General features: G+C 67.5%; 2 protein-coding genes. One reads left to right on the top strand and one right to left on the bottom strand.

Translation table 11 applies throughout. The features are described from left to right. Positions 1-185: 185 nt before the first annotated feature. Complete coding sequence (locus tag NM2_RS19475; RefSeq protein ID WP_067670615.1) at positions 186-1,091, top strand: transglycosylase SLT domain-containing protein; 906 nt, start codon at positions 186-188, stop codon at positions 1,089-1,091. On the opposite strand, the gene NM2_RS19470 is transcribed toward NM2_RS19475, so the two are convergent. Next, a complete protein-coding gene (locus tag NM2_RS19470; RefSeq protein WP_169816197.1) occupies positions 1,085-15,130 on the bottom strand; it encodes a zeta toxin family protein in 14,046 nt (4,681 codons plus the stop codon). The two genes, NM2_RS19475 and NM2_RS19470, sit on opposite strands and share 7 nt — an antisense overlap.

Here is a 15,130-nt window from a genome sequence, read left to right as displayed (position 1 = left end):
GAATGCGGTGGTGCCCGGTGAGCTCAACCGCTACCGTAAAACATTACCGAACGGTCGACCTGAACAGTCATTGTCCGCCCGCGGCTTCGCCCGGGCTGAGGGATCTCATCGATACCGCTGGAGAAGCTATCCAGACCTCGGTCGACCTGCTGGGTTCGGGACATGCCGAGGAGGCCCCGGACCTCGTGAAGCTGCTGAACGACAAGAAGCTGGCGACGGTGAGCGGGGGAGCGGCCAAGATGGTCGACGACTATTCGACCAAAATGACCGATATCGACGATATAAAGTCCAAGATCCATGAACAGGACGCGGGCGTCAAATCCTCCGCATACGAGACCGGCGGTATCGCGGCGGACACCTGGTCGGAAATCAAGAAGACAATCGACCAGCTCACCGGCACATTGGATTCCGCGCACGACTGGGAACCGGCCGAGGGCGCCACATATCTCTCCGCCAGCAGGGAAGCGCCGCTGACCAAGGCTGTCCTTTCCGCCGTGGTCTCCGTCCACGACGAGGTCCAGCTCGCCAACGATCAGGTCCAGTCGCAGGCCGACAAGGTCGGCGGTTCCGAGACTCCCTACGTTCCTTCCTCCTACAGCGGCGGAAACTCCGGATCCAGCGGCTATGTTCCTGTCGACAGCTCGGGGGGCTACGACAGCAAATACACTCAGCCGGTGAGCAGCTCGGGTGGCGGCACGGCGCACCATCGGCTCGACAAATCTCAGCTCGAGGAATACATCGGCAAGGCATTGGATGCCCTGGGTATCACCGATCCCGCGGCGCGGGAGAAATGGACCGAAGGTTATCTGACCCTGATCGAACGCGAATCCGGCGGCGATGTCGGGGCCATCAACCTGTCTGATTCGAATGCCGCGGCCGGACACCCTTCACAGGGGCTCACGCAGACGATTCCCAGTACATTCGAGGCATACCACGTCGCTGGTACGTCCAGTTCCATCACCGACCCGACCGCCAATATCGCGGCCAGCATGAATTATGTGATGCACCGATACGACGTGTCCCGAGACGGCGCGAACCTCATGAGCAATGTCCAGCAGGCGGATGCCAGCCGGTCCGCGAAGGGTTACTGATCCCGCCCGGTACCGGTGCCACGGCGTCCGAGGCGATACTCGCGTTCGAGCACCGGCGCGCCGCGGTCGTGATGAATCGTTATGCGCAGCAACCCCGGATCGGCGGCGGCATCGACCCATACCTCCCATTTGGCGTAGGTGTGCGGCGATTGCGGCGTGCGGGTCAACAACAGTGCCGCATTCGCGCTGATCCGGGACATGTCGTCGTAACCGTCGAGCATCGAGGACAGCACCCGGCGCAAGGCTGGCCCGAACGTTGCGCGATCGGCGTTCGGGGCGGGCATGACGGTCAGCAGTTGCTCGCGGTTCGAAGCGCCGTCGCTGGTGAGAACCAGATACGTCGCGTCTCCTCGCTCACCTGACAGAGTGATCTCCGTGTGGCTGATGCCGTCCCTGCTGCCCTGTCGCAGTCGAGGGCGCGCGCCCAGCAGATCGACCAAAGTCGTTGTCACCGTATCGATCATGCCGTGGACCGGGCCATCGGTCCTATCGCCGGGCCGGTTCGCGACCGGATCGTCGTCACCGACTCCCTCGACGTCGTCCGGCCTGTCGAAACCGCGTGCCAGCCAAGGCATCGCGACCTCCGGTCCCGATGCCAGCAGGCGCAGTTCCTGCCAGCCCGCGGCATTCGGATCGGTGGCGATCCGGGCGAGGATCGCATCGTAATTCTTGCTCGCTCGTCGCGCGATAGCGCGTCGCTCCCCGGGAGTGAGCGGGCGATTGCGCCGATCCTGCAGCGTGTCGGCGGCTTTCGGCTGCTTCGCCCATTCGCCGTTCGCGGTGCGGTGGTTGTCGTAGTAGGTCTCGTAGGTCTCGCCGTCGACGCCGAGTACCCGCACTGCCTCGATTCGCACTCTCGCGTCGGCCGATTCGAGTTCCGCGACGGTGGCCGCCGATCCCGGGACGGCATCGTCGTGCGCCTGTGCCGGGGTCAGCACCCGCCGGTCTCCGGAGAGCCGACCCTCCACATAGCGCATGACGGTTCGGTGTTTGGAGACGTGCGGCTGTACCGCGATGACATCCAGTTCCACGGTGAAGTGGGCGCCGGTGAATCGTGAGAGAGTCGCGCCGACCCCTCGCGTGTTGGTCAATGTCTGTTCCAGGAGCACGTTGCACCGCAGGGCGATCGCATGATCGATGGCCTTTTGCTGGAGCTGCCAAGCAAAATCCATGAGCAGGCCGGTGGCCGTGTCATCGAGGGCCATCAATTCCTCGTAGCGCGGGTGGAAACGCAGGAAGGTATCGATCGTGCCGATGTAGACCACGCCACCTCGCCGCGCGAAGTCCTGAACGATCGACGGCAGCACCGTCGATTTGGCCGCGCCGGGCTGCCCGCCGAGCACTCGCAGTACCGGATCCGGCAAGCCGATCAGGAACTCCTGATCGTCGAGGACTCTGATGTCAGCTCTACCGGGGACCTCTTCGCCGAAAACAGCGGGGATCACCTTCTCGCGGAAAGTGGCCTCCGCTTGGTCGTCGGCCACTTCATACCGTTCGGGCGCCAAGACATCGGTATCCGGTTCGCTTGCCGGCGACTTCGGATGCGCCTCGCCTTTTTCGCCTCCCGAGCTCGCCGGGGCCGCGGCGGAGGATTCACCGCCGGACTGGGACCAGGGTGTTGTGCCTTCGCGCGGCGGACTGGACTGCTCCAGGGGAGAGACGGGTTGTTCGAGCAGTTGCTCGAGCTCTGCGGGTTCCGTATCGGCTGCTTCGGGCTTGGCCGGAGCGGTGCCGGGAGCGGCTGTGCCCCAAGGTGTTCCGTTGTTGTCGAGGAAGCCCAAGTGCGGATCGGCGGCCAGACCGTGTTCGGCGCCGAACCGGGGCGCCCGTTCTCGTCGCTTGTCGCGGAGGCCGAGCTCGACCGCTGGGTCGGCGGCATTGCGGAGGGACACCATCGGTCCCGGGGGCCGTTCGCGAGAACCTCCGGGGGCGGCTCGATTCCCGAGTTCGCTTGCGGCGTCGAGTGGTCCGGCATCGTGCCCGCGCGGTGCGATCCGCACCAGCACGCCGGTGATGTTGTCGTGCCCGCCGTTGGCGAGGGCTTGCCCTTCGAGAGCCCGCACCGCGGAGAGGAGACTTCCGGACTCCTCCCAGGAACGCCGGACGATATCGGCGAGCGACTCGGCCTCGAAGGTGTCGTTCCACATTCCGTCAGTGCACAGCAACAGGAAATCCCCGGGCGGCAAGGGAATTGTCTTCGCGTGGGACTCTTCTGCGGACGGGATGCTCAGCGATCGCGAGATCATGTGCGCCCGCGGGTCCCGCATGGCTTCTGCTTCTGACATGCCCAGTCGTCGCATCAGCATCGTCAGCATCGAGTCGTCCTCGGTGACCCGTTCCGAATCGCCGGGTCGGAGCGAGAGCCGGTATCCCCGACTGTCACCCTCCCAATCCAGCGTCGCCTGCCCTCGCTCCGGCTCGACCACTGCCGAGACGATCGTGCAGTCCGGGTATTCCTCCTCGGGCAGGTCGGCGAACTCGGGCAATGTGGCCAGGGCCCGAACCGCGTTCTTGGCGGCGGCCGTGCCGCGCTGCGCGATTTCCACCGGGTCGAATCGTCCGGTGGCGCGCACGGCCGGGGCGGTCAGGGCTGCCACCATGTCGTCACGAGCCGCGTCCGCGGCCGCTCGCGCGGCGCGATGTGCCTGGGCCGAGGACGACCGGCCGTCGCATACGACGGCTACCTGCACCGGTGTACCGGCGACGTCGACCACTCCGGTCGCGAACGCGTCCTCGTTGGTCTCGTGCCGCAAGCCGACATCGCTCACCGCGGCAAGTGAGCCCCCATCATCCTGCTCGACGTGCGGGTCCGGCCCCGACTGACGGCCGTGAGCCGGTTCCGGGTTCGATTGTTCTGGTGCAGAGGATGTTTCGGACTGTGCGGCGCGGTCGTCGGGTGCCGTGGGCGCTTGCGGAGGTTGTGGCGCTGCCGGGGCCTGCGGCTCGGGCCACGTCACTTGCGTTTGCGGCGGCACTTCATGCACTGCCGCTTGTCCGGGCCCGGCCGGGATTCCGTGTACCGCGATCAATGCCGCGGCCAAGTCGTGGAATTCACGTCCGGCGGCCCGGAAAGCGGTGACGACCGCCGCTGCCGTCCGGTCCATCTCGCCTGCCGCGGCGGCATTGTGCACCAACCACGCCGCCGTTGTTGTGAAGTTGTCTCTCAGCAGCCGCAGGCGTCCCGGGGTGACCATCCCATCGGGTGTCTGCACGCACGACAGGAAGTCCTCCAACAGTCCGACGACACGGATCAGCTTCCCGTAGTGCTCGGTGGTTGCGCGTACATCGGCCGCGTTGCGCGGGTCCGCTTCGTCCACGTCGAACCCGGCCTGGACCATCTGCTGGGTAGCTCCTTCCCACACCTGAAGCAACTGGCGTTGATCGACCCCCGTGACCAGGTCTGTGTCGCGGGCCCGCACTTGTGGGCCGGTGGGCGCTGCCTGGAGCTCCTTCGCGATTGCGGCGAGGGCGCGGTTCGTATCCCGAAGCGAGGTCTCTGCCAGCGGTGCGAGCGCAAAATCCACGGCGTGCACGAAGTCCATCAGGAGGTTGAGCTGCTCCGCGGTGCCCGGCGCATGCGCACCTTGTTGTACGGCCAGCAGCTCATTCAACAGGGCGAGGGGTTGTTCCAGCTCATGCTGTGCCACCACGGCGTGAGCCTGGTCGGCCGTCACGTGTGCCAATTCCGTCGCGACCGCGTTCCGGACCGCCCGCAGGTTGTCGAGGTCGACAGCCGGTTCCGGTGGGATGGTGGGCGAGTTCTGTTGCGGTGCACCATTGTTGGAGGCTCGAGGTTTCGGCGCGTCCCAGGGGATGCCGTCCCGATTGTGGAAGGCGACGCCGCCCTCGGGAATTCCCGCGAATCCGGCCGCCCCGAATCGTCGGTGGTTCTTGGGCTGCGGAAGGTCGAGTGCTGCGCGCTGGTCGAAATGGTGGAACTGCGTTGTCGGGCCGGGGGGCGGATCGTGGGGGGCGGCGGCGCGGGGTGCTGTCGCTCGGATTTCGCGGTCGAAGCGGCTCTGCCAGTCTTCGTCGGATTCGTTGTTCGGGGCTGGATATTTCGCGCCCACGGCAAGATCGTCCAGCCGTAGCGACAGATTGTCCAGGTAGCTGTCGACGACCTCCGTTCTACCGCCGCCCAGGCGGCCGAGGCGATTTTCGGACGATTCGGCAGGAAATATCGTCTCGAATCCCGCATCGACGAGGTCGTCGATGCTCACCCGCTTCATCCTTGCGGCAAGATGCAGTTTCAGCAGTCCATCCAGAAGTTCGACGTACTCCGCCATGACCGGATCGGGATTATCCACGTAGAATTGTCTCAGATACGATATTTCCCTCCGCCAATCCCGGTGTGTCGCGATGTCGTGTGGTTCGAAAATTCTCAACTGGTCGGCAATGATTCCGCGAAGCTCCTCCAAGATTTCCATAACCTTGCCGAGCGCAGGGATCGGTGGCGCAGACTCATCTTTTACATTCTTTTCGATGAACCTGAGAATTCGTGTCATCGTCCGGTGCCAGAACTGTTTGTTCAGGTGATCGTAATCTGTCTCCACCTCGCTGACCGCCTGGCGATAGGCCTCGAACTCCGTACGGGAGACGTCGTGTTCAACCCATTCGGGACAGCCGTTTTTCCACTGGACGAAGTGAGTGGTGAACCCCTCTTCCGGCCACATGCCGAACGAATATGAGTTCGTATGGATATTACTGTTGTCGAGCGGGCGGATCCGAAATCGATGCTGGAGCCGCCAGTTCGAGCCCTCATGTCTATCGGGCGGTCCCAGCAACATGTCGCCGAATCCCATTCGGCGACCACCGGGAGTGTGGAAGAACATCGGCCACGCGTCGGACCCACCCGCGCCCGGGACGTCCTTCGCGTCTATGCCGGGCACGTACTCGATGAAAACGACCCGGTCGCCGAGTTCGCCGAATTCACCGGGTTCGCCGAGTTCGCGGAGGCGCACTGTTTCAGGAGCCGGAACGCCTATTTTCCGCAGGGTCTTCGCGCCCAGGTCCTCTCCATCGGCGTGGTCCTCGGTTCGAACCGTCTTCTCGACTGCCCGGTAGTCGTTCTCATAAAAAACCAGAACGACTTTTTCCGACATCGATTCATTGTTCGAATTCTCCTTGAGAACCTTGCGTGATTTTTCGCCCGAGGCTCTGGCCGCGGCCAGTTTCTCGGCGAAAGGTCGCTCATCCGTAAAATCGTTCAGCCATGCGATGTATTCGCTGTCGGCGTAATTCCACAGATGGGGTTCCGGTTCGGCAGGTGTGCCGGACACTCGTCGGACGCTCAGCCGCCCGTCCTCGTCGACCAGCACCTGCCGGTACCGGATGGGCAGCCCCTCTCGGACGGCTCGTTCACGCAGTGTCGGCGCAAGCGCGTCCACCAGTTGCTCCTGCCCCACCAGTGGCGACGCGACGACGATGCACTGCCCCGGCACCTCGCCGATCCCCTCGGCAATCGAGTCTGCGCCTTCGGCCGCCAAGACCTGCCGGGCCGCCAGCATCGCCAGCGCCGTGCGGACTTCACCGACATAGTCCTGAGCAGCCTTGATATGCGGTTTCAGCAGCTCGTAGTACTCTCTGACCTCCGATGTGGGCTTTTCGTCTCCCAGCACCCGCGCCGCCAGGGCGTCGACGACGAGTCGGCGCAGCACCGCCGTGAGCCGACGTTGCTGTAGCGCCTCCAGATCGTCGATCGCCTCTTCGATCTCGGCGGGATTCTTCTGGTGCAGACCGGTGGTGTCCATGCCGAGCAGGCGCGCCGGGCGTAACGCCTCGGCCACGATCTCCGCGGCCTCCTCCTTCGCGGCCTCGAGCGCCCGCAACTCGTTCGGCGCCAGGGCGGAAGGCATGGACGCGGTGCCCCCGGTCGCTGGGCCGACCGTCCGCTGCGATGGTGGGGCGCTCGCGGCATGGGCCGGGTTCTGTTGTGGTGGAGTGCTTTTCGGGCCATTGCGCTGATCGCCGTCCTCGGGAGGATTGCTGTCGGCGGGACGGCCGACTCGGAATCGGGGGGAGACCGGGGCGCGGGGGACGGCGTCGGGGAGGGCGGTCGGGTGGTTGTCGTTGTCGAATGCGAGGACGAAGGCTCGTACGACTCGTCGTGGGTCGCCGTGGGGGAGGTTGTCGTTGGTGTGGGGGTCGGCGTTGATCAGGAATCCGTGGCCGCCGACTTTCTCTCGATTGCCGTCGGGCAGGGTTACCGTTGCCTGGTCCTCGGGGGCGAATTCGACGACCACCGCGACCTGTCTTGCGTGGGGTTGCAGGTGTTGGTCGACCCAGGCGATGATTTCGTCGACGGAGTGGGCGCTGTCCGGGTCGAGCGGGATTTCCTGGAATTGGTTGGGGTCGCCGTTTTCTAGGTGTGGCATCCGGTCTTCGAGACCGTCGCTGCCTACCAGTGGCATGCCCGCCGGGCCGATCTCGGCCGGGGCCGGTTCGCGTACGGCTACGCCGGCGGCGTGCAGATCCTGGAGCATCACCACCGCGCAGTTGTTCCGGCCGGTGTCCGCCGCCTCGGTTGTCGTGCTGGTATCCGGTCGGTCGGTGGAAACATCGTTCGGCTGTGGGGTGACGGTCTCTGCGAATACCTCCGCCGGTGCTTGCTCTCCGGATACACCTTGTGGCGGAGAGGCTTTCGACCCATCCATGCCGGGGGCGGGTTGCGGGCCCCGCCTCCCGGAGCCTGCCCGGGTTCCAGTGGCATGCGCCAGCCTCGGATCCGATGGCGCGGCGCCTGCCGACGGCACGTCGGCGCCACGCGACCCAGCGTGGAAGGACGCCGAGACGGTGTACTTCTGTCGCCACGCACTCTTCGGGTAGCCGAGTTGCCCGGCCCAGCGCTCCGCGGCCGAGTACATCGACTCGGGTGTGGCGTAATCGGCGTCGTCGATGACGGGTATCCCGGCCAGGCGCAGGCCGTGGAGCGTCTCGTATAGCGTGTGGTGCTCCCGCTCGATGAATCCGATGAGCATGGCGGCGACGTCGTCGGGCGATATATCCCCAGGTGCGCTTTCGCCGGAGTTGTACAGCAAAAGGGCAGCGCTGCCCAGCCGGGCGGCAGCGCCGGAGATACCGGCTGCGAGCGGAAAGCCGCGTCGCACAGCCGTTTCCAGGAACCAGGGATCATCCGAGCCGAGATGTTGCAGCACAACTCCGGGGCGCAAGGGCAGTTCCACCACATAGTCGTGGTCGGGGCCGTCGAATCGCAGCGCGGTGGCGGGATCGATCGATCCCTCGTCGTAGAAGGCCAGCACGCGGTAGACCACCGCGTTCCCGTCGGTATCGGTGACTCTCCGGTCACGATCGTGCTCGTCGTATTCGTACAGCGGCAGCGCGTAGCGCAAGGTCGGGTCCTCGGCCCGCAGTTCGGCCTCGAGCGCCGGCACATCGACGCGACCCTGCTCGTCGCGCGGTAGTGCCCGGCCCGAATCCAGCCGTTCCTTGCGTAGCAGGCGCAGGCTCTGGAAGGCCTCCAGCTCACGCCGGGACAACGCCTTGCCGAGCAGTGCGAGATCGTGCAGTAGCAGATGCCGGCGCAGCATCTGGGCATCGCGCTCGGGGCTGTCGGCGGGCTCGTAGACATGGCTGCGGGTGTATTCCGCGAGCGAACTCTCCGCACCGGGCGCGACCCAGTGCTTGACCGCCCGCATGTCGTTCGCCGTGATCGGCGTGCCGGGACGTTCGGCGGCGATCTTGTCGTGGATCGATGCCCGCGCTCGTCGCAGCATCTCCACGTCCATGCCCAGCCTGCGGGCGGTGGCCTCCAAGACGTCGTCCGGCTGGTCCAACAGCCGGGCGAGCCCCTCGTTGAGGGTTGTGCCCGCCGGATTGCCGGACCTCGTGTTGCGGTCGGTGGCGTTGAGCAGCGCCGCGTTCAGTTCCCGCAGATTTCCGTCGGCCAGCAGTTCGTCCAGCGATACGGTCCGCAATACCATGCCGCTCTCGATCTCTTTGTCGGAGTAGAAAGCGTCGTCGATCTGCTCCGGGGTGGCGTCGGGATGCAGTCCGGGCAGCACCACATCGCGTAGCCGCTGCAGCATCCAGCGCGCCACCGCCAGGCTCTGCTCGCGGTTGTAGGACCAGTTCGACAGCGGCACCTCCCGCTGCATGGTCAGGGTTCGCCAGCCTGTCTCGCTCGGCGAGTCGTCGGCCGCGAGCGTGTTCGGGGGCGTCTCCTGTTGGGCGGCAACGGGATTCGCCCCGCCCGGCGGAACGGTGGCCGCGTCCTGTCCGGTGGCGGCTGCGACCCCCGGTGTCGGCGTGGCCGAACCCGCTGCGGGAGGATCTGTCGGCGGGTGCGCGGCTTGCGCTGCGAGCCGTTCCCGTTCGAGCCGCCTCGCGCGGGCGTTCTTGACGTCCTCGGGTGTCGGTTTTCGGCCGGGTGCCGCCGATGTTCCGCTTCGGCCACCGGTGGTGTCCGCGCTCCAGGGTGTGGACGCCCGACCATTCTGGGCCGAGTCCTCCTGTGCCGCAGCAGTTTTGGCATTTTGGGGCGGTGAGCTGGAAGCCGTGGCTCTCGGCTCGGCGGATGCGGCCGGGGAGGGGCCGGGCGGCTTCTGCTTCTGCTGTTCGCGGGGTGGGGCCGCGGCCCATTGGTTGTGGGGATTGTCCGGGTCGTGGTGGAAGGCCACGCCACCGGCGGGGATTCCGGCGAAGCCCGGTCCGCCGACCCGAGGATTGGCGCGTCGGGGGCGTTGTGGGCCGAGCCCCGTCTCGGCCAGGGGATCATGCAAGGACACGGTCGGGCCCGGGGTCGGCGCATTGTGTCCGGGTGCGCCGGGCACCGGCGAGCTAGACGTTTTCGGTTGCGAGCTCGTCGGGTTCGCGGGTTCGGACGGCTGTCCCGGAGGATTGCTCGACGATTGATCGGCCGGGTCCGGCCCGTCGCCGCGGAACTCCGCCCAGACGGTCTTCCCGTCCGGGCGGGCGTCGACACCCCATGCGCTGGCGAGGTTTTCCCATAGACCGAAGGCGTAGCCGTGCTCCTCCAGCAGATCCTCTTCGCTGGCGCCGATGCTTCCCGGCTGCCGGAACGGCAGATTCGGGCTGTGATCGCTGACCTCCACGCGCAGCGTGCCGCCGGTCGTCCGGACGCGGAGGTCCGCATCGCCGGGGGCGTGTCGCAGGACATTCTGCAGTAGCTCCGACACCACCAGGAGCGCGTCGTCGATGTGCTCGGCCGGGACGCCTGCCTCGGTCTCCAACCTGCGCAACCTGTGCCGCGCCGTCCTGGGCGCAATGGGGAGCGTGTCCGGTGAGAAGTGCAGGCTGATGGCGGGATCGGAGTTTTCCAGCGATGGATCCTCGACCCCGCCGCTCTCGGAGAAGCGGAAACCCACCGTCAATCCGGCGGACCGGCCCAGCGTGAAGCCCCACGGCCACTCCAGGTCGTCCAGCGATTCCACGGCGGGCCAGGCCGGGGCCGTGGCACCCGGACGGACCGGCAGGTCCCGGGTAGTGCCGGTCACCTCGATCGATACCCACCGATTGCCTTGCTCCCCATGGATTTCGGCCGTTGCCCGCTGCGGCGCCGGTAGCTGGCGTGCCAGGTCCCAGGCGATCGCGACAGCCAGATCTGCCTGTTCCGGATTCGGCCAGCCGTCCAATACGGGGTGGACCGGTTCGACGGCGGCGGCCACGGTTCGCAGCCCGAAGAATCGAGTGGCGGTCTCGACGAGCCGCACAAGGTCCGGGGGCGCATCCGGTCGTCTGCCGACGCGGCGGAGCTCGTGCAACGGGTCGGCGCTGACCGGCGCCAGCCACTCCGGGCTCGGCTCCTGCGGGCCGAGCGCGGTGAGGAGTTCTTCGAGTTGTGTTGCTGTGCGGCGTAATTCGTCGTGTGGTGGCGCCGGCCTTCCCGCCGTCGCGTCCTGGACGGCGACGTCGTGGGCCACCGAGCGGCCGATCCACGCCGGAACCAGCGCGATGTCCTGCGCGAGCTGCTCGGGGCGAGTACTACGTTCGGCGCGGTCCCGGTCTTCCGCGGCCTTCTCTCGAAGCCGGTCCTCCACCAGCTTGATCGCTTGCCGGACAGCCGCCGGGGAACGCTGGATCAGCTGCGGCGACACTCCGATCAGTTCCGCCAGATCCGCTGTGGCACGGTCGATTTCGTCGGCTCCCCGATCACCGGCGGGCTGATCTTTCGCCGGTGGTTTCGCAGCGTCCGAGGCCATCGGTATCGAGGGCGCCGGGTCCTGTGGCGGTGTGGGGGGCTCAGGCGGGGTTTTCTTGCGCCGCCTACCGGAACCGCCGGCCGACGCCGACGCCCACGGGACCGGGCGAATCGGCACCACCGGCGCTGGTGGCGGCGGCGCCAATTGCCTGGTCGGGATTCGTTCCGGCCCAGGGATTCCGCTCTCGTCGGGGATGCGGCCGGGGTTGGGGTCGTCGGGATTCAGACGTGGAGGGCCCGGGGGTTGCGGAGCGTCCCGGGCGTCCTTGTCCAGGGGAGGGGTGAAGTGGTCGGGTATGACTTTCTGCGGGGGCTCCTTGGCGGGGAGTGCGGGCAGGTGGGTGGGCGGCGACGCGTCGTACTCGGGCAGGGGTGTGTATTCGGCCGGTCGTGTGTTCGCGGGCTTGCCGGGGTCGGCCGTGGGGTCCAACGTCCCGGGTTGCCCGATGCCGGTGACCTCGGCGGGCCGATCCGCCGGAGCCCAGGGCAGTTTCGGCACGATCGGGGTGATCTCGCGATCGGATTCCGGCTCCGGCGGGCCCGAGACACCCGGGATCACGATGTAATCCGACTGGCCGAACCCGATTTCCTCTGGCGCGTCGTCGGGCATCGGAAGGTCCGGCACGCCGTCGAGCGTGGGATTGGCAATGTGACCTGGCACCCGGGTCGCGATCTCGTCGCCCTTCGGGAAGGTGATCTCCTCCGGCGGCACATCGTCGCCCTCGCCGAAGCCGATACCCGGGCGGTCGTTCATGACGGCGGCCGCCTCGGCCCCGCTCAGCGTTCCGGCGGTCAGACCGGGATGTAATGCCTGGGTGCCGCCCGCGTGCGCGAATCCAGCTGTCGGTCCGGGTGAATTCTGTTGTGCGGCAAGCAGAGAAGCGCCGGTGCTGTTCCCCGGCGGGACAGCACCGGCGTGTGGCGTCTGCGTCGTAGCCGTCTGTTGCGGTGTGACTGTAGGCGAATTCGGTGTGTCGGGCTGGGCGTGCGGAGCCGCGGTTTCGCTGGTGGGGTGGGTTGGTGAGGTTGCGGCGGGGTGGGGTGTCGCGGTTTCGCCGGGGGGGTGGGCTGGTGACGTCGCATCCGGGTGGGGTGTCGCGGTTTCGTCGAGAGGATGGGCCGATGACGTCGCGTCCGGCTGGGGCGCCGACGAGATCGGCTGCGCGACAGGGTCGAGCGCGCTGGGTGCGGTATCCCCGGCCGTGGATGTCGCCTCCTGGGCGTCCGGGGTCGACAGGGTCTCGTGTGGTGCGGAACCGTCGGTGAGTGCGTCGGTGTACTCCGGCGCGCTCGCTGCGTCCCGGCTCATCGGTGCCGCCGGGGACTCGCCGTCGAATTGTGTTGTGAGCTGCTGGAATTCGGTGTCGAAATCCAGGTCGAGAGCGGGACGGCGCACGCCGGTCGAAGGACGTTCGAGGACGGCCGCGCCGCGCATGTTGTCGCGCGGCATATCGAGTTCGGGGCGAGCCCCGGATCCCGTCTCCGAATCCAGCTTCACCTGGGGTACCAGCCGTCCGTCCGGATGGACGTTCTGCCGGGTCGCCAGCCCGCCTGGATCCGTCCCCGTGTGTCCGGCCTGATCCACCTCGAACACGATCGCGTAGGTTTTATCGGCGTCCAGATCGTTCAGCCAGTGCCCGACCGCGTCGTCGACCTCCGTGCTCATCTCGAGGATCGGCTGCCCGTTCTCGTCGAGGATCCACTCGACGACCTCGTTGCCGGACACCTTGCGGGCCACGTCGCCGATCCGCTCGTAGATCTCGATCCCGCCCTCGGCATTGCGCGTCACGACGGCGGCATGTGCGCCGGTGCCGCTGCGCTGCACGCCCATCAGCGCGGCCCCGCCCTTGGTCCGCACTTCATCCACGAGGGCCTTCGGCGAGTCGACGCCACCCGGTCGCCAGCCGCCACCCACCGCCTGCGCGGCCTGGCGCCCACCGACGCCGGCGGTGGCCGCGTCATCGCCGAGCGCTGCCGGATCGACCTCGAGTCCGGTCAGCTCGTGAATCTTGTTCACCGCGTACGGAACACAGTGGCTGGGTCCGCCGCCACCGTCGTCCGCGGGCACGAAATGCCCGCCTCCGTCGTCGGCAGACGTCGGACCGTCTCCCTGCCCCGCGTCCGGTCCGGGCGGATTCTCGTCGCCGGGTGTTGAATGATCCTGCGGGACACTGTGTTCCGATGGTCCGCCGGGTTCGCCGCCGTGCTCGGAGGCGGTCGGGCCGTCGTGGCCGCCGTCGACCTGACCGCCGTCCCCCGCGCCGTGGGATCCGGTCGTCTGCGAGGACTCCGCGGCGCCGGGTTCGGCCTTCACCGGAGCGCTGTCGGGGTGTGTGACGCCGCTGTCGGCGTGTGCGGTCGGCGCCTCCAACGGCGCCGGGGGTCCGGCCCCATCCGCGTTCGCCTGCACGGTGATCCGCTCGGGCAGACCGGATCGGCCCGCCGGTGAGCCATGTCCCGGCGACCCCGCGAGATCGGTGGTGGCGACCACCCTGCGGGTCCCCTGGCCGCCGACGTGCGCCGACCCGCCACCGCCGTGCGTCACCGGAGACCCCTCACCACGCCATGGCGCCGAGGACGTCGGCGACGACGGACGCGTCGAACCGGGTTGTCCGCCAGTGTCCTTCGATGATCCGGCGGATCCGCTGTCTCCCGAATCCCCCTGTTGCCGTAGATATTCGGCGATCTGCTGATGGAGGTCGCCGGAGCCCTTGCCGTCGACGAATTCGGCGAGGGCGTCGGCTTCCGGCCCGGCCGGAAGATCCTCGGCGACCTTGCGCGCGATCTCGTCGCCCATGGCCATCATCTCGGGGGTGAGACCGTCCGGCCGCGGCACCTGACCGTCACCGGTGACCTGCGGGTCCCTCGCGGATACCACGGGATCGGTCGGCACCCCCGCCCCGGACTCCGCTCCGGCCCGCGGCACCGCCGTCGCCGCCGCGCGCCCGGTCCGCATGGCAGCCCCTGCGGCGCTGATGTATCCGGCGCCGGCCCCGGCCAGCGCCATCTCGGCCAGATTCGAACTCCGGAGCGGCTGCCCGGTCAGCACCGCGGCGGTCACCCCACCCGCCACTCCACCGGCCGCACCGCCCGCGGCGCCCGCGATCACCGTGCCGAGAACATGCCCGCCGACTCGCAGGAACTTCGACGCGGAATTCGCGCCGATCCGGCTCACCGCCGGTGCCACCACCCGGCCGACCTCGGCCCCGACCAGACCGCCGGCCGCACCGGCGGCGGTCGCCACCCCGGCCGAATTCCAGTCGATCGATGTCCGGTGTCCCTGCACGATCTGCGCGACCTGTGCTCCCACGTTGACCGCGCCACCGGTCAGTGCGCCCAGCCCCACGCCGCGCACCACCAGCGACAGATGCGGATGCTCGACCGCGAACCGGATCACCTGCTGCCGCAACCACTTCAGCAGATCACGGGCACTCAGCTTCATGGCGGTATCGGCCGCTATCCGGTCGGCGACCGTCTTGGCGGCCATGAAACTCGCGATGTCCACCGCCAGTTGCACCAGCAGGGCGGCTCCCATGCCGATGATCACGTACTGCGTGAACTCCAGTGAGTTGGCCGCCTCGTACAGACGCTCGGCATTGCTGTTGCACAGCGCGATCTGTGACTTCGTATCGGCGATCTGCTGGTCCAGTTGCTTGCGGATCGTCTCGCCGGTGGCTCCCTCGATGGCCGTGGCGGCATGCCCGGCTCGCAGCGTTTCCAGCCGCTGCTGGGTTTCCCCGAGCCGGTGTGCCGCGGCGACCCAGGAGTCGGCGTCGCGGCGCATCGCGTCCGGGTCTCCCACCGGGAGATGCCCGAGCACCATATCCACCAGCCAGGATGGGAACCCCGGCGGAATGTGCAC

The sequence above is a fragment of the Nocardia miyunensis NBRC 108239 genome (assembly GCF_001613065.1).
Taxonomy (GTDB): Bacteria; Actinomycetota; Actinomycetes; order Mycobacteriales; family Mycobacteriaceae; genus Nocardia; species Nocardia miyunensis.
The sequence above is the reverse complement of the archived record's forward strand: the minus strand, read 5'-3'. Positions and strand labels throughout refer to the sequence as shown.